Here is a 25,755-nt window from a genome sequence, read left to right on the forward strand (position 1 = left end):
GGATTTTTAGATTGAAGTTTTTATTTGTCGAAGATGAAGTTGAATTAGTAGAGCTCTATCAGTATATGTTTGATCGTATCGGACTCGATTATGAAGTCGCTTATAATGGTGAAGAAGCTCTAGAAAAAGTTAAAAATGGAAAATTTGATTATATTTTTTCAGATATTCGTATGCCTAAGATGAATGGTATCGACTTCTTAAAGAATTTAATTATCGAAGGCCTAGACTTTAAAAAATTTATTTTTGTCACGGCCCACCAAGAAGTCTCTCTTGATGAAGTTAAAGAATTAGGCGCTCATGACATTCTCTACAAGCCAATTCGTCATCAAGTCTTTATGGATTATATTCAAGATCTACAAGCATAAAAAAAGGGCCTCGATTGAGGCCCTTTTCTTTTCTATAAAATTTCGTTTAATAACTCTTCACAACTATTCGTTCTGACAAACTCACCTGGTAGTTCACGAGCTGGAACAATCTCTTGTCTCATCTCCTGAGCAGCAAGAGCTGCACGAATACGATGGTCGTTATTCATTGTATTTAGCTCATCCGCAGGCCCTGGTGTCCACTGGCGCCCTGTTGAATTAAGAGCATTCTCTGAACTTCTTGCTTCAACAGCTTTCCCCCAACCTGGCTGATGTGGGTGAATGGCCATTTTCTCATCAATACTTCTAAAGAACACTTTTTGTGACTCAAGTTGAGAGATTGATAGACCTTCCATTGCAGCTGTACGGAATTGATTTATATCAAGCCCAAGATCATCACATAGCTTCTTTAGATCATCTTCTGCCATTTGAGGCTTCTTAACGTAGTCAAAATGTGTCGTCTGATCAACTTCAGCAGATAGCTCTTCAGTACTATTTAATGCCTTATCAAGCATTGCTCTTACTAACTGAATCTGCATTGCTGATTCAGCTGCATCACGTGGAGCATTGAACATTCTAAACTCGGCCTTTCTAATTTTAGGATCAACCCTAAATGTTCTTCTCCAGTCAACAGTTGGATTTGAGATATCAAAGTCATCTGTTACAAATTCTTCTGGAATAACATCCTGGAAGTAAGCTGAAACATCAAGCTGGATATAACGAGTCTTACGCCCAAAGCGAGTGTTAAAGTACCTTTCATTGTATAGAAGTTTCTTAAGCTCTTCTTCTGTACCATTGAAGTCTTTTAGTGCCTTTCTTAGTGTTTCACTTACCTCAACAGGCTCAGATGTGTGGGTACGATTAATATGCTGAAACATTAGTGAAATGATTCCTCTATGCTCATGGAAGATTGTTAAGAATCTTGCAAGTGCTTTAGGGTTTCCATCAAATGCAGCAAGGTCAATATTTACGTGCCCCCCACCGGCCATTAGAGAAGGTAGAACATTATTCTTTTCAAAAGCTTTATAAACTGATGATACTTCTTCGATTGTCGGAGTAAACTTAGGTGTAATTAGCTCAATTGTTCCCCCACGAGGAGAATCAGCAATAATTTCACCAGAAGGAGTATAAGAGCGTCCAATACCGTCCCACTCTACTTGCCACTTACGCCCTTTATTGTCGCGGATCGCATAGGCAACATCAAGTCCATGCCCGTGACCGTCAACTTCTAGCTTAACCGGTGCCTCACCTTCTTCACCGCCAATTTCGTTATAAAGATCTTGAGCAACTCTTTTAATGATTGCTTCACGCTCTTCAGATGATAAGTCAATAACGGTTTGTACCCAAGCTCGCTTCCCATCTTCAAGTCGCTCTTTAGAAGTGATCGACTTAAGTCTAAGTGGAAATTTACCAGAGTATTCAATACCAAGATCGATTTTGTTAACATCAACCGGGTTTGCAACTCGATTAGGAGCATCTATATTGGCCTTAAAGTCCATTGTAAGCTCGTTATAATCCATTTTCTTTGGACGCATATAAGCTTCAAGATCATCAATTAGTTTTGATGCTGAAACCCAAGTGCGATTCATTTCACGAATTTCTTTCTTTAATTGCGCTTCAGGCATATTAGGATCAAGAAGAGCAACTTTTTGCGTATAATCTTTAACAAGATTTTTAATGATCTCACGCTTTGTATCACCAATGAATGCGACCTCAGGCTCTGTCCAGCCCCAGAACATTACACGGTAGTCGGCCTTAATTCCGGCCTTTTGCATATTATCGAGTGCTTGGTTTACAACATCGATTTCAATACCAAATCGAGATGCAATACTTTCAGGCTTTCTAAATTCAGGGCTATTTAAGTTATAGTCAGAAATACTTGCAATACCACTAAAGTCATTTGCCCCAATACGAGCAGCTAGAGTTGTTTGATAGAATCTAGCTGGTGCAAGGTTTTTCGTACCGGCCCTAAACTCAATTCCTAAACCACCAGTATTTTGTACCCATGGTTTCCATTGGTCATCTGGCCTAATAACACCACGTCCACCATGGTAGAGATTAGAAAGGTTTGATTCTGTTTGAACACTCTTATAATTAGCAAACTCAATTCCAGAGTTTCCTTTAATACCATTTAAAACAATATATGATTGAATTGCACGGTAAAACTCAGAAAGCTTTCCTTCATCAAGATCAGGATGCTTTCTAAAAACAATTCTTTGGTGACCAGGGGCCTGGAATAATTGAACCTTATTCTTTCCAGTTAAAGGATCACGCACGACTTGAGAAAGTGACTCTCTAAACCATGCAACCATCTCTTCAAACTCACCATAAGTATTCTGCGCCTTAAAGTTGATTTCCCAACCTCCATTACCACCACCGTGACCATGGGCATCTGTTAGGAATCTTTCGGCCTTACCAAAGTTAGGCTTCCATTCAGTGTAATCTCGTTTATTACCAAGAAACTTATGTGGCTTATTATACCAGCCGCCACCTTCTGGTTTAACAATCTTTGGAAGTCCAGGAAGGTTTCCTGTAAAGAACTTACGCCTAATTGTCGGCTTAATGAAACTCATTGCACGATCTTCCATTTGCTCAAATAGATTATAGAAAACTTTTTCTAAAGTAGCTAAGTCAGCTGTTTTAACATCAGTGGCCTTAAGCTCAGTTAAATCAATAACCTTAGGGTTACCTTCACCGTCTACGACATCTCTTGCAAGATCAATTTTCTTGCCTGTTGTGACGTCTTTATAAGTACGAAAACCATTGGAATCCTTTGCGTAATTCTCTAAGAAGTCACGAAAGAATTTCTCCTTATTTTCATCAGAGAGTGTATCGATATTCTTTTTAATGATGGCCGTCGACGGAGACATAACACGAGTAAGAAGAGAAGATGAAGCTTCTTTTTCCGCACCGTATGTAACCCCTCCAAGCATCCCTGGAAGTGTTTGGTCATCAACAAGAAGTGCCTTCGCACTGTAAGATGCTCCTGAATACTGAAGATCGGCCCAGGCTTCATAGGCCGTTTTAAAATTTCCATCTGAAGATGGGTTTCGATAATCACCATGCTTTAATTGAGATACCCCAAAGAAAGCAGCAGCCCCAATTGCAACAGTTCCGAGAACTGGCAAATAAAGATCTTTAAATTTTTTATTAGTATCACTCATACGCTATACCTTTATCTTTTATTATTTAAATTAATTATTTGAAAAAACACTTTTTAGCTTTTAACTCTTCAATACTATTTGCCGTCTCGGGAGTTTTGTCGCTGATTTTATAAAGCTGCTTATAAAACTCATCTTCTCTTTTAGAGACAGGCTTCTTGGCCGCTTCATTAATTGCCTTAGCAAGTTTTGCAGCTCTTTGAGGAGAAAATTTACCGTCAATGATTTTCCAAAAAGTAGCTTTTGCTGTAGGGCCTGCAAAAGTTACATTCCCGCTCTTATCAGAATTGTACTTGGCCACGGCTTCATAGAATTGTTTATATTCCTTTTTAGCACCACGATCATTGAAGCTCATAAATAGAGCAAGTGTTTTACGATCACCAGAATCGAGGTAACGTGTAATATCTTTCGCATTCCCCTTTCGGCTCATTTTACTAATATAGCGACTGATCGCTGTTGAGCTCTTAGGAAGTCGAGAAACTAATCTTTTTAAACTAGGATCAGCAATAACTGTAATATTTGACTTAAAACCAAGAGTAGCTAATTGGTCAGACTTACAATAAGAACAATTAAGAAGCTTACTTGAATCTTCTCCGTAGACAGAAGCGATATAAGCAAGATCATTAACGATATCTTTGAACTCTTGTCCCGTTACTGTGTCGTGATTCATTTTTAATGCCGCCTGGATGCGGCCAATCTTTGCTGCATCATCTTTTGTTGCATCTACTTTGACAGCGGCGAGGCCATCACTCAGGCTTGCATGGCCATGTGAAAGAGAAGCAACACTATTGTGAATAGAGTCTTTTAAACTAGTGATAGAGCCACCAGAAACGCCTTCTTTTACAATTTTAGATTTGATAGAGACAGGCTTTAATAATAGCTCGCCAAAAGTAAAGATACTTGCATAAGTACTTCCAGAAATTGCTACAAACGCATAAAGCGCAAGCATACTTCTTCCCATAAATTTCATTAAACTCTCCTCACGAAAAAAATGTGAATCAATTATATATATGTTAAAATTGATAAGCTTTCGTAATATCGTCATGCTTAACGGTAAACTTAACCGCATACTTTAGTCGGATACTTGTAAAATATTAAAAATCAAGCATAATCGTTGTGATATCAATTGCTTAAAAATCATAAAGGATCTCTCATGAGCGCAATTAACGGCCGTATCAAAAAGCTTTATCGACACAAGAAGAAATGGGCCAAGAGAAATAATATCGATTCATTTCGACTCTATGATCGAGATATCCCAGACTTCCCTTTTATTGTTGATATTCACGGGCAATACTGTGTTATCTACAAGCGTAGTATTGATAAGATTGACGCTGACAAGAATCACCTTCCTCTCTTAATTGAGGCAATCAAAGAACATACCCAATTAAATGAAGAGCATATTTTTATTAAGGAAAGGAAGGTTCAAGGCCAAGACTTTCAATATGAAAAATCGAAAGGAGAAACTCCACTTGTTTCTAAAGAAGGTGATCTAAAATTCAAACTACTTTTAAATAAATATATTGATACCGGGCTCTTCCTCGATCACAGGCCACTAAGGCAACTTCTTGCAAAAGAGAATTTTTCAGGAAAGAACGTTTTAAACCTCTTTTGTTATACAGGTAGCTTATCTGTTGCAAGCGCATATGCAGGGGCCACGGTAACAAGTGTTGATATGTCTAATACCTACCTCGACTGGGCAAAAGAAAATTTTAAATTAAACGAATTAGATTTCAATAAACATTCTTTTATCAGAGAAGATGTTTTGAAATATTTGAAAGAAGAAGCACAAAAACAAGAAAAGAAATATGATATCATCATCCTCGACCCTCCTTCTATGTCTAAGTCTAAGAAGATGGATGTAGTCTTTGACGTACAAAAAGATCATGAAATGTTAGTTGAGCACTGTTCAAAGCTATTAAATGAAAATGGTATCCTCTATTTTTCAAATAATTTACGTAGCTTCAAACTAAGCGATAGTGTTCAAAATAGCTTTGAAGTCAAGGATATGACCAAATGGAGCATCCCTGAAGACTTTCATGACCAAAAGATTCACAAGCTTTATAAAATCCATTTGCACAGCTAGAACGTTATCCATATAATAAGTATACATGATTAAAAACTTACTTCTTCTTTGTTCCATAATACTTACAACGCAGACGTTTTCAGCGACTGTTCTCATTGATCCAGGTCACGGTGGAGAGGACTGTGGTGCCAAGGCAAAAGTATGGAGAAAAAAGAAATTAAATATTATATGTGAAAAAGATGTTGCTCTTAAGATTGCTCTAAAGTTAAAGAAGTATATCAATCAAACAAAGAGGCACCGTGCCTACCTAACGAGAACAATTGATAAAACGGTTTCATTGCAAAAAAGAGCTGATATGGCCGATATTATTAAGGCCGACATCTTTATCTCGATTCATCTAAATGCGGCCGAAGACAGTAGCTCAAGTGGCTTTGAAACCTATTATTTAAATAATCACCAGGACGCGGCCATTGCAAAGATTGAAGCTGTTGAAAACCGTGACCTTGAAGGCAAACAGGTCATTATCAATAATATCCTTACAGATCTTGTGGTTGAAAGGGTTGCACCTGAGTCAAAGAAGCTTGGAACACAAGTCCACGATCAACTAGGTAAGCTTTTAACAAAGAATTACAAAATGAAAGACAGAGGCCTAAAGCCAGGCCTATTCTATGTATTGGCCCTTTCTAAAAGACCTTCTATATTATTAGAAGCCGGTTTTTTAACAAATTCCAGTGAAGCATCTCTAGTACTTGATGATTGGTTCCACCATCTCTATGCAAAGTATTCGGCCAAAGGAATTATTAGCTATTTAGATTCGATCTCTGGCCCAAATTTATTTTAAATACCTCAATATTTCCCTCAAGTATTAAAGAACTTATTCCGAAAAGATCAATGAAATGTATCGTTTTATTGCTACTTTATTCATATTCATCACAGCTTCTATTCAAGTCTACGCTTCAGACGAGCTGTCGGCCTGCGTGTTAAAGCGTGGAAATATTCAAGCAACAGCACAAACTGCCCAACCGATATGTAGTGCCACCATTTTAGATCGCAATACTATTGTCTATGAACAAAGCTGTACTCGAGTCCCTAACCCTCGTGCTCTTCAATTAACAAGTTATTTCGTTTCTTGTCATAACGATAGTATTAGCTACAAAATTCCGCCAGCAAGATATAACCAAAGAGATTCAAAGCATAAGATCTTAAAGCTTGATGTGCCTATTGCCTACTTTCCAACAAAGCATCATACAAATGAAAAGCTATCTAGCTGTATTCTAAAATCAGCAACTAAAAAAACACAAGTAAGGCCTACTCACCTAGCTATTGATATAGAAAAACTTAGACTTTCTAAAATGGCCAGTGCTGCACCTATAATTTGTAAAAGTGAATCAAAGCAGCAAGAACTTCTCGCTGGGATAATTTCTAGTGATGGAAAATTTATACCAATAAATAAATTACAAGAGCAATACCAACTTGAGTCAGATTTTGTGTCAACTCTTGAAGATACAACTTACAGTGAAGACTCTGCTATTGTAGTTTGCAATAATGCATCAGAGTGTATTGCAAACCTTATTACACCCGCTATTGAACTTAATGAGCAATTAAATGAAATTATCTCAAAACTAAATGGATACGAAAGAACTTCAATTGCAAAAGAAAGAGAGCAGCTTACTAACGAATTTCGCGAACTAGAAAAAGAATGTCACCGTAAGTCTCTTGAAGCAAAATTAAGTTATTCAAATATTGAAGAAGCAGACTTTGGCGACAAAACAATGGGTGTTATCGAAAGTGGGGCCATTGGCGTCTTTAATTTCTTTGGAACGATAAACCCATTTGATAAAGAAGAATTTCTCTATACGACTTTCAAAAATATTGGTGCAATTTCTCAAAACTTAAGTGATCCTAGAATTAAAGAAATCTTTGATGAAATCAATAAAAAGGATATTGGAAATTTCGACAAGATTAGAGATCTAGCAAGTGCATATTCAAAAGAAGTCGTTAATCTCTTACTAGATGATATGAAAACATTCAACAATGCCCAAGAAAAACAGGCCTTTGTTGAACCATACCTTAAAGATCTTGATAAATGCTTAGAAAAAGCAGTACGTAAGGATCAAGTTATTGAGTGTTCCAATGTATTCACCAATAATATAGCTCTTTCAATTGGTGAAAAGGAATTAGAAAAACAAATAGGACTTAACTTCACACCAGAAGATGGCCTACCTACTCTAAAGGCAAAATCAACTAATGCATATATGAAGTGTGTAAATGAAAACTTCAATAAATTTGAAAAAATCATCGATACCACTTCAGTTGTCAAAGGATGTGTTTATACAGGTATTCTTGAAAGTTACCATCGCACACGTGCAGGACGTGTTAATGATGCAATAAAGGCATATACAGGAAAAACTGAGAACAATGCAATCGTTGGAGATATCTTAAGAAAGTCAAATAACTGTAGCTATGCTCCAATTGTAAATGGAAAAGGACAAACGCCTCAAGAGTATTTAGTCCTTGCTAAAATGAGTACCGAACAATTTACGAAGACCATTGGTGAATGTATTGATAGCTTAAAAGTAAGTGCGACTTACGATGTTGTTGAGATTGCTATCTTAACAAACCCAAAAATATCAGAGAGCTTATCACAAGATGAGAAAAATCTTTTAATTGAAGAAATTAAGACCAAACATCTGCCAGCATGTATGAGTGCTAAGAAGACGACAGATGGAAATGAGTGTTCGGCCTTTATTACGGCCATGGCAACAGCACAAGCGGCCAAGTCAATACTGGCAATCGAATTTGATAAACAATTTGACTCTCTCGGAATGACTAAAGAAAAAAGAGCACAACTCTCACAGAGAATTATAAAAGATTACGAGATTTGTGTTGAACATGCTAAGCGAAAGATTTATCGAGATCTCACAAAAGATGTAAATGAGAACCTCATTAACCAGTGCTTAACTGGAGCGATTACTTCACTCTCAGGCGCTATCTTAAAAGATAGTATTTACAAGGCCACAAGTGATAAAGGAATCGCTGATAGCGTTGTTGAATCCGCAATCTCTCCACAAGAGCTTACACGTGTTCAAAATGGTATGAAGTCGTGTCTTGAAAATGATTTGGGTAAACATACGAAATTAAGTTCTTATCAAGAAAATATGAATGATACGATCTCATCTTGTACATTCAAAACACAAAGAAGTGTTATTGGTCTAATTGCAAAAGAGATGGCCAATGGGCAAGTAAAAGATTTTAACTTACCGGCCACTGAATTGAGCTCACTTGAGCGCTTTATTGAAAACCATATTAACAATAGTGGGCCAGGAAACCTTGATAGCAATGTTGATACCCTAACACCACTTCTAATTAAACGTGTTGCTCCTAGTGCTATTGATAAAACATTAGAGGACTTTAAATCTAAGTTCACGAAAGAACAATTTGAAGTTGCTAAGAATAAAATTAGTACACAACTTAACACTTGTCTTGATCATACTCTTAGAGAAAAAGAAATTAATGATGAAATTAATGCGACACAGGCAGCAAGCGTCTGTATGTCAGTGACAGTAAAAGATGCGTACCGCTCACTAGCGCCAAAAATAATTAAAGAAACGATTGCGCCTCTTTTTAGCGGTGAACCTAATAAAGTGAAAGCGCTTACTGAATCTTCTTCAAGTGATTTAATGAAGTGCCTTAATTCTGTAGAAGATGATGAAAAGGCACAAGAAAACGCTAAGGATTGCCTAAGTGGTGAGATTGGGAATATTGCGAAGAGTATTGCAAAAACACTACTTACTGATCTTAATAAATTTGCAAATCCAAATGGTACTTTAGAAGACTTCACAAGATCTCAAGCTTACCGTGAATTTGAAAGATGTATTGATCGGCCAAATAAGCCTAGTCTTGAAGAGGCCACAGCGAATATGAATACGTGTGTGACTAAGCTTGAAGAGCAGGCCAAAGAAGAAGTGAAGGAACGCTTTGTTCAAGTCTATGGTGATCAGAACCCTGATCAGCTTGGCAAGGTCATGGATATTCTTTTAACGATCCCTGCAAAGTCTCAAGAGGCAGGTTTTAAAGAGGAAGGTTCTAGTGATGGAATGCCTAATGCCCAGCTTATCTCAACACTTGAATTAGTTGGCTCTATTCTTAAGTATTCATGTGATAATAATACAGCAATCTGTGATCAAGCAATTCACAACACGACAATTGCAATGCAAAGACATAGTCTTGATAACCCAAGCTCAACGACTGCTCAGAATACCAAGGCCCTCATGGAAAGTGAGATGTTAGAGAATCTTATCACATCGCAATTAGGTATGAACCTAAACCAAGTATTCAAAAAAGAGCTGGCCACTTATAATGGACCAGATAATCTTGTTTTAGATAAAATAGACGACATTACTAATAACCGCCTATTAACAGATATTATGAGAACACGTGAGGGACGTGAACTAAAAGAATACATTCTCAAGAAAGTTGAAGAAGGAGCGATCGATAATATTGCCGAGGATCCAAACCTTAGAAAGCTATTAGCAAATGCATTAACGAAAGACACTAGTGACGGATCATTTGGAGACCAACTCTCCTACGCTCTTGTTCAAACAGAACTTAACCGTATGAAGAAGCGCTCTCGAGGCCTACGAGGTTTCTTTAGAGAGTTTACGATCAATGCTGGAGATCTTTTTAATATCATTGATAAGAAGGATTTCAAGTGGTCTAAAATCACAAAAACAAGAACAGGTGTTCGTGCTCGCGAGTATATGATTAGAGAGATTATTGCACCAGCAATTGAAGGACGAAACTTAAGCGCAGAAGCTGCATCGTCTAAGAAGCATAAGAATCAGCAAGAAGAAAGGCTTGATCGATTTAAATCAATGTTAACGGATGCATTAAAAGAGGCAAATAAGTTATAAAAAAAGGCTTCCAATGGAAGCCTTTTCTATTTTAATTCTTAATTCATTCTTTGTAGTAGGCCATCACCATTTACGTAGAAGATATCCGTTTCATCAATCGATTTTAGAACTGATGAAGCTTTGTAATTGATATTAACTACTGCAGAAGCTACTGGTGAATCCATGCTTCCTTGGTTTGCAATCGACATAATCTCACTTGAAGCTGAAAAGTTGAATCCCCAAGAAACACTCACATTACTAGCGCTTACAAAGAGCCCTGTGATATAAGAACCTTTCCCTTCAAACTTTCCACCGTATTGAAAAACAACAGTGTAAACAAATGAAATAACTTCTGATCCAAATCCATTGCGATAAGCAACTTTAAATGAGCGAACAATTGGTGCTCTCCAATGAGACATTGAAGAGAATGTTCCATTTACATCTTCCATATTTGGAATGATACTAATTGGCTTTGTAAATTTAGTGCTGCTAACAGGCTTTCCTGCATCGACAATTTTCCAAATCTTTTGCCCTAGGGCCAAGATTTTATCAACTGTCATAAAGACTTCACCAAGTCCTGCGCTACTCTTCTCGTTTGTTAGCTTGCTATAAACTAGATCATAACGAGGATAAACTTCAGTTACTTCACGATCAACGATTTCAAGATACTGTTCTTGATCTCTTGCATCGAGTTTTTCGAACTTCGCTTTATTTAGCGCTTCAGCATCTAGAGAGAATGCATTCGTACTAAATAGTAATGTAGCGATAACTGCCAAACGACTTAAACTTGTAAACGATTTCATGAACCCTCCCTTAAATTTGATGACCTATAAGTAGCTATTTCAAGGCCCTACGTCAATTCAAGAAAGGGATGAAATTTGATTGTAAGTTTTTTTCACAAAAACCGTGAAATATATTCACAAATAATGTGAATAAAACTTATGTTGACTTACGCATATCTTACGCATAACATATTAATATGGCATTAACAAAGAAACAAAACCAAGTTTATCTCTATATAAAGAATTACTTTCAGGCTGAAGGCTATGCACCTACTCAGAAAGAAATTAAGGAACATTTTGGATTAAAGTCTTTCGGTTCCGTAAATAAGTATATGCACTATCTTCAAGAGGCCGGAAAAATTGAAGTCGACTGGAATGCGCGACGTGGAATTAAAATTTTAGACGAAGAACAACTTTCACCAAAAGAGCTTGATCAGCAAATGTCGGCCTTGACGAATTCAAATGCGAACTTTAGTGAAGTCCCACTCCTAGGAGATGTGGCGGCCGGAAACCCTATTGAGGCCATTGAAAACCCAAGTGAGCACACTCTCGTGCCAAATCATATGGTGTCTCGTCCTGGTAAGTACTTTGCCCTTAACGTACAGGGTGACTCAATGATTAACGACGGTATTCATGAAGGTGATATCCTCGTTTGCCGTGCCCAAGAAAATGCCAACCAAGGACAAACGGTCATTGCACTTGTTGATAATGAAGCGACTGTTAAAAACTTCTTTAAGAAGAAGAACTCAGTAGAGCTACATCCAGCAAATGATCGCCTCTCACCTTTTATAATTACAGAAGCTAATGACTTTCGTATTGCAGGTGTGGTTGTTGGGCTAATGCGCAGTTATGAATAACACTGGTTATATCTCCAAGCTTATTAAAGATACCAATGGGCCTTTTATCTATGAAAATGGTAAATGTGTCCTTACATATGAAGAATTACGCCAAAGAATATCCAAGGTAGCTATTGAAGACTCAAGTTTTAAAGTTCTCTCTTGGCTACCAGAAAATAATATCTCTTTTCTCCTTAATTACTTTAGTTTAATTGAAAATGGGGTGACACCAATATTAGTTGATCACAGAAGACTTGAATCTTCAGCTTCAGACTATGCTCTTGATAACCTACCTCAAGCAGGGCCTAAAAAGATAAAGTCCCATCAATCATGTGCTAGTGTTATCTATACAACAGGATCAACAGGTAAACCTAAAGGCGTAAGGCTTAGCCTAGAATCATTATTAAATAGTGCAAGAGCAACTGTTAATCACTATAAAATTGACCAACAAGACAACTGGGCCTTATCCCTGCCTCTCTTTCATATTGGTGGGATCATGATTGCATGGCGAAGTCTTGTGGCAGGAAGTTCATTAACAATTGTCGATGCAGGCCAACTCGAAAATGACCTCTTAAAAAATCCACAAATATCAATTTGCTCACTTGTCCAACTGCAACTTGCAAGGCTTATGGAATCAGACCAAATGATCAAAAGGATGAAGCTATTAAAGGGAATTGTTCTTGGAGGATCAAAAGTTTCAACTGCCCTTATTCAAAAGGCCACAAGTTCTGGCATTTATCTTTCAAACTCATTTGGAGCAAGTGAAAGTTGTGCACAATTTTTAGCAACACCTTTTACAAAAGATAATGAACTCTTAAGCACCTGTGGGAAACCGATGGATGGCAAGGTGAGCATCATCGATTCAAAATGCGTCTTAGAAGGAAAGAGTATCGCCATTGGATACTTATATGGTGATGACTTTAATCAAAAATACATTACCAACGATCTCGTTAAACTAGATGAAAATGGCAATTACACTATCTTAGGGCGAAGCGATTTTGTTTTTCAAAAGGCCGCTGAAAATATTAATCCCGAAATTATTGAAGAGAAATTATCAAAATATTTTAATAATGCTTATGTGGCCCCTATAAAGAATGAGAAGTATGAGAACCTTATTGCTCTCACCTTCTGCGATAACCATTCACTTAGTGATGCTCAAAAAATTATTGAAGATGAACTCATCTCATTTGAGAGGCCTCACTTACTATACAAGGCCCATGACCTAAAAGAGCTGCAAGTCGGTGTAAAAATCGGCCGAGAAAAAATTAAGTCTCTCATGAATTTGCTTTTTATGAACTTTAATGAAGATGTCTATATCAGTGCCCAAGGAGATCCTCACGGAGATATTATCTTTATAAGTCACGGCTTTATGGGTAACGCACTTGAGCTTGAAGAAGTGACAAAGCACCTGGCCAAGGACTACTTACTCATCTATATCGATCTGCCAGGGCATGGAAAAAATAGGAAGCTAAAATCTCTTGATACTTTTAAAGAGAAATTAATTTCTTCAATCGTAGAAATCGATGCAAAGACCGACAAAAAAATTCACTTCATTACTTATTCAATGTCTGGCCGTCTTTTCAATGAAATCCTACGCGACAAGAGATTGGTAAATACCAAAGCGATAAAGAATTTTGTTAATGAATCGGGAGCACCTGGATTTATAGGCAACAAAGAAGATAGAAAAAAGCGTCTACATCACGATTCAAAATTATTTAATGATGCACAGGCCGAGACATTCTTCCACAAATGGTATGACCAAGGTGTCTTTAAGGATATCAAGCTCTCACCTAGTGCAACTAAAATGCTAAAACAAAAAGAAATTGAATTTGTTAAATATGTCGAAAGCTGGTCACAAGTCTCAGAAATGCTCTCAGTTGCCAATCAAAGAGACTTAAGAGATCTAGGTGAATTGCCACAAGGTATCTCCTATCATTACATATGCGGTGAATTAGATAAGAAGTATCAATCATTTTGCGATACCTATATTGAATCTAATCACGTCAATTTTCAAAGTTATGTAATCAAAGATGCTTCTCATAATATTCACTTTATGAAGAAAGAAAATTATTTAAATCTTCTTAAAAAAATATTCAAATCTTAACTTTCTAACAACTTCTTACTAACTCAATTACATATTTGTCGTTTACTCCCCAAGGCCCTACTATATTTCTTCACGAACTAAGGAGAGAATAGTGAAAAAATTAATCATAAGCGCATTATTGCCATTCTCAATTTTTGCCATGGATAAGACAATTTGTGGAATGGATGAGCGCGTACCATCAAGTGATCCAAAAGTAGGACGCTCACTAGAAAGAGCTAGAGATAAGGCCGGTTGTACGGTTACATTAGTATCAAACTCATGTGCAATTTCAGTAGGTCACTGTGCCGCTACATTCAATGTAATTGAATTTAATACCCCTCCTTCAACAAGAAGAGGTATTGCACACCCTGATCCAAAAGATATCTACCAAGCAGACAAGGCATCTATTAAATATAAGAGCAATGGCCAAGGTGATGACTGGGCCGTATTTAAAATCAAACCACATAAGACGACTGGCCTTCTTCCAGGGCAAGCACAAGGCTTCTACCCTATTGCAAAAGAAGCTCCAGCTGAAGGTACCCTACTTTCAATCACTGGTTATGGAAATGATAATGAATTTGAAAGAAAGTTTGCTCAACAAAATAATATTGGGCCATTAACTGAAATTGGTGGTGATTATTATGGAAGCTATAGAGCTGCAATTTTAAACCACAGAGTTGATACAATGGGTGGAAACTCAGGTTCAAGTATCCTTGACTTAAATACTGGTGAAATTGTTGGTGTACATTCTCATGGTGGTTGTTATGGAAGTAATGAATCAAATGCGAATGCAGGAACGGTACTTCAATTACACCCAGAATTTAAAGCAGCAGTTGAAAACTGCCTTGCTAGCGAATAAATCAAATATTTAATATTTAGCATATAAAAAAGGGCCCTTATTGGGCCTTTTTTTATCTATAAAGTCTACACAAAGCGTTGATAAGAATTCAGAAATCCCCTAAATTAACCCATCGCAACATAACAAGGATTTCCATGAATAGATTAACTCCTATCCTTTTAATACTATTATCACCTTCAATATTCGCCCTAGAGAAATCAATCTGTGGAATTGATGATCGAATCCCTTCACAAGATCCAAAAGTAGGTCGCGCACTCTATAGTGAAACTGCAACTGATGGTTGTACCGTGACCATGATTTCTAAAAACTGTGCTATCTCAGTAGGACATTGTCATAAATACTTTAAACTAATTGAGTTTAACACACCCGCTTCGGATGAAGAAGGCCTCAACTACTCAGCTAAGGAAGATGTATATAAAGTAAATGAGAGCTCGGTAGTTTATAGTAACGCCGGCCCAGGAAATGATTGGGCAGTCATGAAGCTTCTACCTAATACTCACACAAAAGAAAGCGCAGGAGATGCCCAGGGCTTTTATGAGCTAGACTATACAGTTCCTGAAAGCAAGGCCCTTATATCGATTACTGGCCACGGTTATGATGTTGAAGTAGAGAGATCATTTGCTCAACAAAATGGAATTGGATACCTTGAAAGTGTTGGAAGGACTGGAGTTATCCGCCATAAAGTTGATACCACAGGAGGAAATTCTGGTTCAAGTATCATTAACTTAAAGTCAGGAAAGATTATTGGCGTTCACTCTCATGGGGGGTGCTCAAATAGTCATTATGGTTATGCAACAAATCTCGGTACGAGTGTTGCCACGAATTTAAATTTTAAAAAGGCCATTCAAGCTTGTCTTAAATCAGAATAAAAAAGCCTCTCACATGAGAGGCCTTTTATTTTCTATGATTTCTTTTTCTTCTTTTTACCTTTCTTCTTTTTAGAACCTTTCTTTTTGCGATTCTTTGCGATAAAGACACCTGCTCCAACAACAAGTGCAATGATGAGATAAAGAGTCATGTCATCACCACCAGCGCCTTTTCCTTTTTGTCTCTGGCCACCGACACCAATATCATTTAGGCCAGCTTCATTATCTAAGAAGTCACCTGAGGCACCTGGAACAGCTTCTCCCTTATTACCTGCAAGCTTAAGTCCATCAGCATTATTCTTAATACGAGAGAATACCTGCATTGTTTCGATGATCTTATCAAAGATTGGTTTATAAGTTTGGTAGTGCTCTTTAGCAACAGAGAATGTTACCGCAACTCCTAACTCTCCTTTTACTGTCGCAAGATAGCGAGTAAAGAAGCCTGGAACTTCACTTGATAAGTGAAGAGAATCAACCCAAGTGTGACCTTGACCTTGAATCTTCTTCATTCTTGTATACGAAGGCTCAGAGATTTGCGTTTTACCACCAGGAAGCTTGAATGTTTTGGCCTGCTCAAGATAGGCCTTGTATTGAATAAGATCATCTTGCTTACCACGGTGCTTTGCCGCGAAAATAATGATGGCCTCTTTCTTTCTTCTGTCATTTGTCGACTGACAAACATACTCACTTCCCTCAATTGAACATTCCCAACCATTTGGTAGTTCGAACTCAAGAAAGTTAGAAGTATAAGGTTTTGCAATTACAGCTGATGTTGCCAGTAGGTAGAAAGCAATTAAGATTTGCTTCATCATCGATAATATCCTTTTTATGTTTATATTCAATATTTTAGCTTAACTTACAATTATATCAATTACTAAATATTTCCTCATTTCAACTACTTAATTCTAGCAGCGAAGCCTTTTTCTATTGGCACTTTACGATAACGAGCTACCACCTTAACAATAGCTGATGCACTCGAGACTTCATAAACCTTTCCTTGAGCAACCAAGATATTGCCACCAAAGTAGTCTGTTTTGTAAATATCAACAATATTTCCGGCCTGGATGTCATCAAGTGATCCATGATCAATCTTGATAAAAACACCTCTTGGTGAAACCTTAATAACGTTGGCCTCAACTGAGTACTCTTTGAAGCTTTCTTCAAATTTTTGTTGTGCTGTCACGCCACCAGTTGTCCAACTAAGCCCAAGCGCTGTATAGAAATCTTTGTCTGTAGACGTTCCTAAAACCTTTGTCCCAACAGTAGCGTAGGCCAGATACTTATTTCCAAATATCGTTTGCACACTAGCATCAATATTTACAAATTGACGATTAATTGAATTCCATCTTGAAGTGTAACCGCTCGCCACAACAGGTTTTGCATTAGGAGTGTCAGTGTATTCATCTCCCCCTAGTGAATAAACACCATTAGCAGAAAACCAAAATGCCCAGTCAACATAGTGCTTAACAAGACGAGCATCAAAGGTAACTTCAGATGAAATAGGGGCCCCAGGGATACGATAACCAATCTTAAAATCGTATGATGTCCACTTTGTTGATTCAAACTTTGCTAAGAAGTTTACTTCGATATCATTTCCACCATCACCTAGGATCAGCTCATCACTTGGTGCTGAACCAGAGTATGTATCGACCGTATAAGGCCTAAAACGATAGATTGCACTAAGAGCAAAATCTCTTCCGTGTTTTTTATCTAGGCCATAGAAGGCCCCAATATAAAAAGATTCAAGTCCTGCAGTGGTTTGAGTCTCATTTGTATCGCCACTACTGATATAGCGGCCTTTAAGACCTGCTAGAAGTTGAAATTTTGACATGATGGCATATTGGTAATCAATATTTCCATCAAGAAGATTATAGCTAACGTCATCATTATAAACGACTTCATTTCCATCGCTATCAACTTGTGAAAGAGTTGAAGAAAAACTTCCCTCTATCTTAACTTTAGATGCACCCTTATTTAATGCTGTGGCATCTGATTGATAGATACGAGAATTCGCCAGTGCCAGGGGACCAGCGGCAAGTAAAGTCGTTAACGCAATAAAGATCTTTATAAATTCCATATGTTATATAGAATAACCTTCTTTATTACTTTTTAATATAGATAGAATTCTTTTACCTAGCAGGCGATATTTTCTTGCCTTATCCTGAGCTTATCGATCAGGATTTTCGTAAACCATTTTTCATCGACTAAATAACTTTGAAAAACAATTCCATTCTCACTTGCGATTCGCTTCATAGATAGAAGCCCTATACCATTAGAGGTCTTATCCAAATCAGCATGCTGATCAATTTCATTTGTTAGAATGATTTGGATTTTTTCTCCAACTTCACTGATATGACAATCAATCTTGCCTTTACGCCTAGACCATAGATAGATATTCTTTGAAATATTTTTTATGAGTCGTTCAAAAATTTGTTCATCACAAGAAAATTCGATAGGGGCCAGCTCACTTTGAGAAACCTCAACAACTAAATCGACATTAAGTTGATAGATCTCAAATTGCATCTGACATGTTTCAACTAAGTCGGCCAATCGATAGGGGCCATTATCTTTTAAACGATAAAATTGTGATGAGATCTGATTTTCAAGGGCCGCAATTTCATTATAGATGACTTCTAGGCCAGACTGATCCATTTGACCATTACGTGACTCTAGATACAACTTTAATCCATGTGTATGGTTAAGTAGATCATGAAGGAAATGAAGAGCTTCATTATTTTCTTTCAATTTTGAATCAGACATAAAAAAGGCCTCTATTTTAGAGGCCTTGTTATTTCTTACTTAGATTAATCCGTCGTATTTTGCTTCACTACCAAGGGCCTCTTCAATTCTTAGCAGTTGATTGTATTTTGCAAGACGGTCACTTCTTGAAGCTGAACCTGTCTTAATTAGTCCACTTGAAGTCGCAACAGCAAGATCTGCAATAAAGGCATCACTTGTTTCTCCTGAGCGGTGAGAGATAATTGCTCTAAAGTCATTTTCAAAAGCAAGTTTTAACGTATCAAAAGTTTCACTTAGAGAACCAATTTGATTGATCTTAACTAAGATCGAGTTTGCTTGCTTCTTTTCAATACCTTCAGCTAGGATCTTCTTATTCGTTACAAATAAGTCGTCACCAACCAGTAGACACTTATCCCCTAACTTCGCAGTCAGTTTTACCCAACCAGAATAGTCAGCTTCATCCAGCCCGTCTTCAATTGAATATATCGGATATTTTGATACTAAATTTGAGTAATATTCAACCATATCTTCACTCGAGTAGCTCTTACCTTGCATTTGGTAACTACCATCTTTGAAAAACTCTGATGCTGCTGCATCTAGTGAAATCGAGATATCTTGACCAGGTTTATATCCCGCTTTTTCAATTGCGCTTAGGATTAGATCAAGGGCCTCTTCGTGTGATTTAAGAGATGGTGCAAAACCACCTTCATCACCAACATTTGTTGAATATCCTTTTTCAGTTAAAACACTTTTCAGAGCGTGGAAAGTTTCAACTCCAGCTCTTAAGTTTTCACTAAATGACTTATCCATATGTGGAATAATCATAAACTCTTGAATATCTAGGTTATTTGAAGCGTGCTCACCGCCGTTAATAATATTCATCATTGGTGTCGGAAGACGGTACTTATCACATGCTACTGGAACACCTAGGTCTTCTCTTAGGTAAGCATATAGTGGCTTACCTTTTTCAAGTGCACCAGCGCGAGCAACACACATTGAAACAGCAAGAATCGCATTTGCTCCTAGCTTTTCTTTATTTTCAGTTCCATCAACATCAAGCATTGCTTGGTCAACAGCTCTTAGATCAAAAACATCCATTCCGATAATTTTTGGTGCGATATATTCATTAATATTTGAAATTGCCTTTCTAACAGACTTTCCAAGGTAGTAAGATTTATCACCATCTCTTAACTCTAAAGCTTCTTTAGAACCAGTCGATGCCCCAGAAGGAACCGCTGCACGGGCCATAAAACCATTTTCAGTTACTAAGTCAACTTCAACAGTAGGGTTTCCTCGTGAGTCTAAGATTTGACGTGGAGTTATAGATTTAATTTTAGACATATCCAATCCTTCGTTAGTTTAAAATGTGCCATATTTTAACTTACGATTTCAAGGATCGTCACTTAGAAAAAGGGAAAACCTTCTAAATTTTGTTTTTTAACTTTGCGCCATAAATCGGGACTTCTACTATCGCGGTAATAGAAAAATTCAACGATGTCGCCATCATCACTAATAACACATTGATCGGCCACATATTTGGCCACATGATAGCAAGGAGAAATACTGTGGGCCCCAACACTGGCCTTAAAAAGATCTTTTACGAATGGGTAATGAGTACATCCCAAAATGATATAGTCATAATTCTCCTTCTCACCTGAAGGAAAAATGGACTCGGCAATCTCCTTAGAGATTTCTTCCTCATTTAAACGACCGCTGTCAAAGCTGTCTTCTATAATCTTTGCAAGATTCTTTGATACGCGGTAAACCAAATGTCCTTGAGGGTCATAACGGTCTTTCAAATTCTGAAATCGCATCGAGTCGGCCGTAATTTTAGTCGTTAAAACAACGCCCTTTTGCTGCTTAAGCTCAGGTCTAAGATTAATCACATTAATAAATGGTTCAATTCCAAAAAAGCGAATCGTAGGATAGTTTGCGCGCAGCTCATTAATGGCCATGGCCGTTGCAGAGTTACAGGCAATTAAGATTGTGTCGATTCCATGCGAGATGAAATCATCAACAATATGTCGACAAAAGTTAAATACTTCTTCTTTTGTTTTATTACCATAAGGTGCATTTAGACGGTCTGCAAGGTAATAAATTTCGCAACGATCCATAAGTTTTGCGACTTCACGCAACACGCTAAGACCACCAATGCCTGAATCAAAAATCCCTATCTTCAATATTTCACCTTAAATGCTAGACATCCCTAAAAAAGTCGTTATTTTATCCTTTATGGGTATTAAAAATAAATTCGTAAACTTTTTCACTAGAATTAATAAAAACCGTCTATCTAATGATGATAACAGAGACAAGATCTTAAAGTCTATGCAAGACTCACTACAAAATAATCCGGTGCGAGTTTGCTTGGCCCATAATAATTTTGAAAAGTCTCCTCTACGAGAGGACCGTAAAAACCTTCACGATATCTACCTTCATACAGAGGCCCAAGATAGCAACTTATTAATGCACTTCGATCAAATGAGTACTTTGAACTTAGTGGATAAAGAATTTATCGAATACCAAAATGAAGCTTTAGACTTTGATGCAAAAAAATATGAACACCTTGCAATTAAGGCCATGATCGATGGCTCTATTGACTATCTAAAGACCATTTCGCCCAAGACTGGACTAAATGAAGACAAGTCTCTTGAGTGGCTCAAAGTAACATTGCTTACTCTTAAAAAATCCCTCGCTCGCATTGATCATAGAAGTACAATTTTAAGTTACAAAGTTTTCTTTGGACAATGGGAAGAATCACCTATTCTAAGAGTGATGATTTATAATCTCGATATCAAGTTAACTTTTCTAACCGATCAATTAAAACTGGAAGTTAAGAATAAAGAGAACCGTGCAGAATTTGATTCTCAAGCAAAAAAATATGAAGCTAACTTCAGTCAGCTTCACAATGATGTATTAAATGAAGTTATTAATTTATTTGTAAGCTTAAAACAAAGTATAAACTAATTCCTAATTAAATTTAGAATTAAGCTTTGTTAAAAACTCTTGTGCACTTGTCGTAGCAATGGCCGTGTACTGATAAGAATCTAGAATTTCTGACTGTACATCTTTTTTAAGAGCATAAAGCTTCTTAAGATCAACACCCTTAGGCTTTCCTTCAGATAGTTTATTAAGTTGCTTATTGATAGAACGAAGCTCACCAATATAAGTGTTAATTTCAATCTCTGTTCCAAAATTATTCAAATTCTTTGTCGAGTTAATAAGAATCTCTGAAAGGTTTGATGTTTTCTTTTTCTCATTCTTTAATGTTGCAACAACATCATACTTACCACGACAATTTGTGATACGGCCCTTTAGAGAAGGACAATTAAAAGCAAGATTCTTAATCTCATAACGAACCTTTGTGTTATCGCGAAAACCAATTTTTGCAATCACACGATTTAGGTTTGCGACAATATCTTTTTTTAGAATTTTTGCGGCCTGATTTTTATCAAGTCCTAATCGATGATTCTTTAATTTTGTTAACACTGAAGATTTGGCATTTACTGCACTTTCAATATTAACGAGATTATTCTTTTCTAATTTAATATTAACGAGAGAGTTCTTTTCCACTAAAATAGACTCATCAATAGCAACTTCCAAAGTCTCAGTTGAAGATTTCTTGTTAAGGGCAACTTCTAGTCTCGGTCGCTCAATTCTTGTAAAGGCCAATTCCTTATACTGTCCTTGTCCATAATTTTTGAAAGTATAGATCTGTTCAGACTTAAGCTGAAAACGAATTGAATCAATATCATCCTGAATTGTTTCCAGTGCAAAAGTATTTGCCGAAAGAGCAATTGCTGTCATCACTAGAGTTGATTTGATGAATGATTTTGTTCTATTTCTCATTTAATTTTTCCCTCAAAAATAAAATTAAGCTAATTGACGCTTTTAATAATATCAGCGCAAAGGATATTTTTGGTGTCAGTTGAAAAATAGTAATGCCATGTTCATTTTCTATGCACTAAAATTTAGACAAGACCTCAGGAATCTACGTAGTTTAAATTTTATTGCATTTTATTCTAATGTAATTACAATTAATTATATGAAAATAGACGTGGATATTGACAAGTTTTCAGGGGGTTACAAAGTAACATTCCCCTTATCTGAATTCAGTGACTTAAGTGACTTTAAGATGAGTATTGCTATCATTAAGGTATTTAGCGCCGACATGGAGCTTGAACCAGAGCTAGAAATAGATGATATCAAAGAGATCGTGGAAAAGACCAAAGAGCTAGATCAGGATCGATTTATCGTTGAAATCTATGAAGATGGAATTGAAGTCGATATCTAGAAGCTCTCTTTAATTCTAAGCTGCTTTCTTCTTAACCATATCCTTAACCCAGTCAGGTGCCAAAAAGTTTGACTTTGGAAATGGCAGCTTGTGAACAACGATATCTTCAAAGAAAGTTGGCACGTAATTACACGGCACCATCTCTCCTAAATATTTTCCGGTTTGTGGATCCTTTCCAGTCTGCACCCAGCGGAAAATATCACGAACAATATAATTACCATTATTATCGACACCAAGGACTTCTGAGATATGTGAAGTACGACGTCCACCATCATGATAACGGCTACATTGAACGACAATCTGTAGAGCACTTCCTACCATCTTTCTAACAGCATCAGGTGGAATTTTTGTGTCACCCATAAGACATAGGGTCTCAAGACGCGTACAAGCATCAATTGGATTATTGGCGTGAACAGTTCCCATTGAACCATCGTGACCAGTATTCATAACTTGAACAAGATCAAGGGCCTCATCACCACGAACCTCCCCGACAATAATTCTATCAGGACGAAGTCTCATGGCAGAAATAACAAGATCACGAATCGAAACTTCTTCAATACCTTTTAGTTCATCGGCCTTTCTTGTTTCAAAATTTACTACGTGTTCGGCATCGACTTGTAACTCTGCCGCATCTTCAATAATGATAAGACGTTGAGTTTTAGGAATTCGACCACCTAAAACATTAAGCATCGTTGTCTTTCCAGAACCAGTCCCACCTGAAACAAGAATATTCTTTCCAAGATAGACACAAATATCTAAGAATCTTGCGGCGACATCTGACATTGATCCGAATGAAATAAGGTCTTTTAAAGTAAGACTATCTTTTGAGAATTTACGAATGGCCACAGTTGTTCCATTCTTTGCCATTGGAGGCAGAACAACGTGAATACGAGAGCCATCTGGAAGACGAGCATCCAAACGAGGGTTGTCTTCATCAATTGTACGATTTACTGATTGAGCAATGGCACGCATTGCAGAGATTAAAGATGATTCATCTTCAAATTGATTTGGAACTTTGAAAACAAGCCCCTTCTTTTCAACAAAGATTTCATGTGGGCCATTGATCATAACTTCTGATACACCCTCATCTTCTAGAAGGTCACCAATTGGATAAAGTAAATTCTTAATCGCATCGCTAAATACCGAAGACATAATCCCTCACAATCAACTTCTTATAAAATACTCTAGTCGTCTTTTGGACGCCAGACACGCACTCGTTCACTTTCACGAGATGCAATCTCTCTTTTTTGCTCGTCTTTCTTTGCCTTTTCACGTGGATGTTCAATGACAGTTAAAGTCCCACTTATCTGTCCTGATGGGCAATAGAATTTGAAGCGGCCAGGGGAATCAAGAAAAACAGAAGCTTCCCTAACTTCACCTTTTTTGGCCTCAACGTATACTTCGTGTTCTTTTAAAATAAGGCAACTTGGTAAGTTTGTAGCTGATGTCACATAGAGGTTAAGCTTCTCCCCTACAAATGCTGTTACTTTCGAAGGAAAGAAACCTTTGTCAGTTGCGATAATCGACAAGTCTCTTTTTGGAATATCAAACTCTCGCTTATGAAAATAAGTCTCCTTAATTCCAAAGGCATAAGTTGTCACAATCAATGTAATTAACGTCACAGCGAAGCTTTTCATAATTTATTTATCGGTAACTTATGAGCGATACTTTAGTCCTCTACTCAAACTTAGTTGAGGGCTTTACTCGTTATTTCAACAGTTTAAGAACGTTAATAAATCTTATGAATTAATTTAGTTATAAAAAATTGTAGGTGGCACTAAAATAAGGACATATTGTTTATAGATTTAAGAGCAACTTTGCGATTTTAATTGATATGGAAATCAAGACAAGGAAATCAAAATGAAGGCACTCATCATTGACGATAAAAGAACAATATCAGAATCATTAAAGTCACTTATTGCAAGTAGTGGCTACTTCGCAAATGTGTCAATGGCCTCAAATGGTCTCGATGCCTGTAAAATGATAAGAGATGATAATTATGATCTTATCGTCATTGACTTAAATCTGCCGGAGATGGGTGGTCAAGAAGTCCTACAATATATAGAGCAACTCTATGGTGTACATAGCATGGAAGGAAAGAGAAAAGATAACTACCCTCATATTATGTTAATCTCTGGCGACATTGACGTTGAGAAAATTCATGATGCTTCTAAACTAAATGTAGAAGAGGTCTTAACAAAGCCATTTAACGTTCAAGACTTTAATCATAAGCTCTATTCAATTCTTGAAAATTTAAATGGTGAAATTATAGCTGCTTAGATTTATCTATTATCTTAAAATCAAGAATAATATTTCCATCCTTCACACTCATCTTCACAGATGTCGAATCAAGCCCAGCTCGTATTGGAACAGACTGAGTAAAAGAAGACTTTGAAATACCGTTTGGAGACTTAATAACTTTTTGGCCTTTAATAATGACAAGCCCCTCTTTAACTTCAATATTGACTTCATCGTCCTTGGAAGCTTTGACAACGAGTGTGTCAGCATCCTGCCAAAAGTATTCAACCATATTCACGTGACGATTGAAACGATCGGGCAGCCCTTGGATCTGTCCCATCTTTTGCATTCTCTCAAACATTTTTTGTATTTCAGCATCAAAGCTATCACCGGCCTGCATCTGTTTCATCATTTCATCACGCATCTGCATGATCTGATCAACAAGCGGATCATTACCTTGGCCATAACTTACAACTGAGAGTGTAAAAAAAGTGATAAAAATTAGCTTCTTCATACTTATAAAATCTTATCATAATTTTAGTAAGTTAGACAGATACACAGTGAAAAACCAATCCTATTCATAATGCATCACAGCATCCAGAAACCAACAAAATCTTACATTA

General features: G+C 37.0%; 23 protein-coding genes. 11 read left to right on the forward strand and 12 right to left on the reverse strand.

The window, feature by feature from the left end; translation table 11 throughout:
- Nucleotides 1–11: 11 nt before the first annotated feature.
- A complete protein-coding gene (locus tag ABMA76_RS12795) occupies nt 12–365 on the forward strand; it encodes a response regulator (protein WP_392860572.1) in 354 nt (117 codons plus the stop codon).
- Between the two features lie 32 nt (nt 366–397).
- On the opposite strand, the gene ABMA76_RS12800 is transcribed toward ABMA76_RS12795, so the two are convergent.
- Both ABMA76_RS12800 and ABMA76_RS12805 read right to left on the reverse strand, forming a co-directional pair.
- Complete coding sequence (locus tag ABMA76_RS12800) at nt 398–3,526, reverse strand: hypothetical protein (protein ID WP_392908576.1); 3,129 nt, start codon at nt 3,524–3,526, stop codon at nt 398–400.
- Nucleotides 3,527–3,560: 34 nt separating this feature from the next.
- Nucleotides 3,561–4,493 (reverse strand): hypothetical protein, encoded by a 933-nt coding sequence (locus tag ABMA76_RS12805; protein ID WP_392908578.1) that lies wholly within the window; start codon nt 4,491–4,493, stop codon nt 3,561–3,563.
- A gap of 183 nt (nt 4,494–4,676) precedes the next feature.
- Between ABMA76_RS12805 and ABMA76_RS12810 the strand changes: the two genes are divergently transcribed.
- Genes ABMA76_RS12810 through ABMA76_RS12820 form a run of 3 tightly spaced genes read left to right on the forward strand, consistent with a single transcriptional unit; the run spans nt 4,677 to nt 10,459 of the window.
- Entirely contained in the window at nt 4,677–5,606 is a 930-nt protein-coding gene (locus ABMA76_RS12810; RefSeq protein WP_392908580.1) for a class I SAM-dependent methyltransferase, read from the forward strand.
- 25 nt (nt 5,607–5,631) lie between these two features.
- Nucleotides 5,632–6,387: an N-acetylmuramoyl-L-alanine amidase gene (locus ABMA76_RS12815; protein ID WP_392908582.1), complete on the forward strand. Its 756-nt coding sequence runs from the start codon at nt 5,632–5,634 to the stop codon at nt 6,385–6,387.
- Between the two features lie 55 nt (nt 6,388–6,442).
- A complete protein-coding gene (locus ABMA76_RS12820) occupies nt 6,443–10,459 on the forward strand; it encodes a hypothetical protein (RefSeq protein ID WP_392908584.1) in 4,017 nt (1,338 codons plus the stop codon).
- Nucleotides 10,460–10,497: 38 nt separating this feature from the next.
- On the opposite strand, the gene ABMA76_RS12825 is transcribed toward ABMA76_RS12820, so the two are convergent.
- Entirely contained in the window at nt 10,498–11,241 is a 744-nt protein-coding gene (locus tag ABMA76_RS12825; protein WP_392908586.1) for a hypothetical protein, read from the reverse strand.
- Between the two features lie 176 nt (nt 11,242–11,417).
- Here ABMA76_RS12825 and lexA point away from each other — a divergent pair, with 176 nt between their 5' ends.
- The 4 genes from lexA (at nt 11,418) to ABMA76_RS12845 (ending at nt 15,867) form a co-directional block, all read left to right on the forward strand.
- Nucleotides 11,418–12,077 (forward strand): transcriptional repressor LexA, encoded by a 660-nt coding sequence (gene lexA / locus ABMA76_RS12830; protein WP_392908588.1) that lies wholly within the window; start codon nt 11,418–11,420, stop codon nt 12,075–12,077.
- On the forward strand, nt 12,070–14,160 hold the full coding sequence (locus ABMA76_RS12835) for an AMP-binding protein (RefSeq protein WP_393061797.1): 2,091 nt from the start codon (nt 12,070–12,072) through the stop codon (nt 14,158–14,160). The genes lexA and ABMA76_RS12835 overlap by 8 nt, the downstream gene beginning before the upstream one ends.
- A gap of 91 nt (nt 14,161–14,251) precedes the next feature.
- Nucleotides 14,252–14,998, forward strand: coding sequence for a trypsin-like serine peptidase (locus ABMA76_RS12840; protein ID WP_392908592.1), 747 nt, complete (start codon nt 14,252–14,254; stop codon nt 14,996–14,998).
- Between the two features lie 134 nt (nt 14,999–15,132).
- Complete coding sequence (locus ABMA76_RS12845; protein ID WP_392908594.1) at nt 15,133–15,867, forward strand: trypsin-like serine peptidase; 735 nt, start codon at nt 15,133–15,135, stop codon at nt 15,865–15,867.
- A 32-nt stretch (nt 15,868–15,899) separates the two neighbouring features.
- Here the strand turns inward: ABMA76_RS12845 and ABMA76_RS12850 are convergent, their stop codons facing one another.
- The 5 genes from ABMA76_RS12850 to ABMA76_RS12870 form a co-directional block, all read right to left on the reverse strand.
- A complete protein-coding gene (locus ABMA76_RS12850; RefSeq protein WP_392911654.1) occupies nt 15,900–16,676 on the reverse strand; it encodes a hypothetical protein in 777 nt (258 codons plus the stop codon).
- A gap of 83 nt (nt 16,677–16,759) precedes the next feature.
- Complete coding sequence (locus ABMA76_RS12855) at nt 16,760–17,941, reverse strand: hypothetical protein (protein WP_392911656.1); 1,182 nt, start codon at nt 17,939–17,941, stop codon at nt 16,760–16,762.
- A 56-nt stretch (nt 17,942–17,997) separates the two neighbouring features.
- Nucleotides 17,998–18,624 (reverse strand): hypothetical protein, encoded by a 627-nt coding sequence (locus tag ABMA76_RS12860; RefSeq protein WP_392911658.1) that lies wholly within the window; start codon nt 18,622–18,624, stop codon nt 17,998–18,000.
- Between the two features lie 39 nt (nt 18,625–18,663).
- The gene (eno, locus tag ABMA76_RS12865; RefSeq protein ID WP_393061799.1) at nt 18,664–19,944 is read right to left on the reverse strand and encodes a phosphopyruvate hydratase; all 1,281 of its coding nucleotides are present in this window, start codon (nt 19,942–19,944) and stop codon (nt 18,664–18,666) included.
- Between the two features lie 62 nt (nt 19,945–20,006).
- Nucleotides 20,007–20,783 (reverse strand): glutamate racemase, encoded by a 777-nt coding sequence (locus ABMA76_RS12870; protein ID WP_393061801.1) that lies wholly within the window; start codon nt 20,781–20,783, stop codon nt 20,007–20,009.
- Nucleotides 20,784–20,835: 52 nt separating this feature from the next.
- Between ABMA76_RS12870 and ABMA76_RS12875 the strand changes: the two genes are divergently transcribed.
- Nucleotides 20,836–21,567, forward strand: coding sequence for a hypothetical protein (locus ABMA76_RS12875; RefSeq protein WP_392911664.1), 732 nt, complete (start codon nt 20,836–20,838; stop codon nt 21,565–21,567).
- 3 nt (nt 21,568–21,570) lie between these two features.
- Here ABMA76_RS12875 and ABMA76_RS12880 read toward each other — a convergent pair whose 3' ends face one another.
- Nucleotides 21,571–22,449, reverse strand: a complete 879-nt coding sequence (locus ABMA76_RS12880; protein WP_392911666.1) for a hypothetical protein — start codon at nt 22,447–22,449, stop codon at nt 21,571–21,573.
- A gap of 196 nt (nt 22,450–22,645) precedes the next feature.
- Between ABMA76_RS12880 and ABMA76_RS12885 the strand changes: the two genes are divergently transcribed.
- Nucleotides 22,646–22,894, forward strand: coding sequence for a hypothetical protein (locus ABMA76_RS12885; RefSeq protein WP_392911668.1), 249 nt, complete (start codon nt 22,646–22,648; stop codon nt 22,892–22,894).
- Between the two features lie 15 nt (nt 22,895–22,909).
- On the opposite strand, the gene ABMA76_RS12890 is transcribed toward ABMA76_RS12885, so the two are convergent.
- Nucleotides 22,910–24,046 (reverse strand): CpaF family protein, encoded by a 1,137-nt coding sequence (locus ABMA76_RS12890; protein WP_392911670.1) that lies wholly within the window; start codon nt 24,044–24,046, stop codon nt 22,910–22,912.
- A gap of 32 nt (nt 24,047–24,078) precedes the next feature.
- Nucleotides 24,079–24,531 carry a hypothetical protein gene (locus ABMA76_RS12895; protein ID WP_392911672.1) on the reverse strand — a complete coding sequence of 151 codons (453 nt, stop codon included), beginning with the start codon at nt 24,529–24,531 and terminating at the stop codon, nt 24,079–24,081.
- A 223-nt stretch (nt 24,532–24,754) separates the two neighbouring features.
- Here ABMA76_RS12895 and ABMA76_RS12900 point away from each other — a divergent pair, with 223 nt between their 5' ends.
- Entirely contained in the window at nt 24,755–25,174 is a 420-nt protein-coding gene (locus ABMA76_RS12900; RefSeq protein WP_392911674.1) for a response regulator, read from the forward strand.
- Here ABMA76_RS12900 and ABMA76_RS12905 read toward each other — a convergent pair.
- Complete coding sequence (locus ABMA76_RS12905; protein WP_392911676.1) at nt 25,161–25,646, reverse strand: Hsp20/alpha crystallin family protein; 486 nt, start codon at nt 25,644–25,646, stop codon at nt 25,161–25,163. The genes ABMA76_RS12900 and ABMA76_RS12905 overlap by 14 nt on opposite strands.
- Nucleotides 25,647–25,755: the final 109 nt, after the last annotated feature.

The sequence above is a fragment of the Halobacteriovorax sp. ZH5_bin.2 genome, from assembly GCF_043196375.1.
Lineage (GTDB): Bacteria > Bdellovibrionota > Bacteriovoracia > Bacteriovoracales > Bacteriovoracaceae > Halobacteriovorax_A.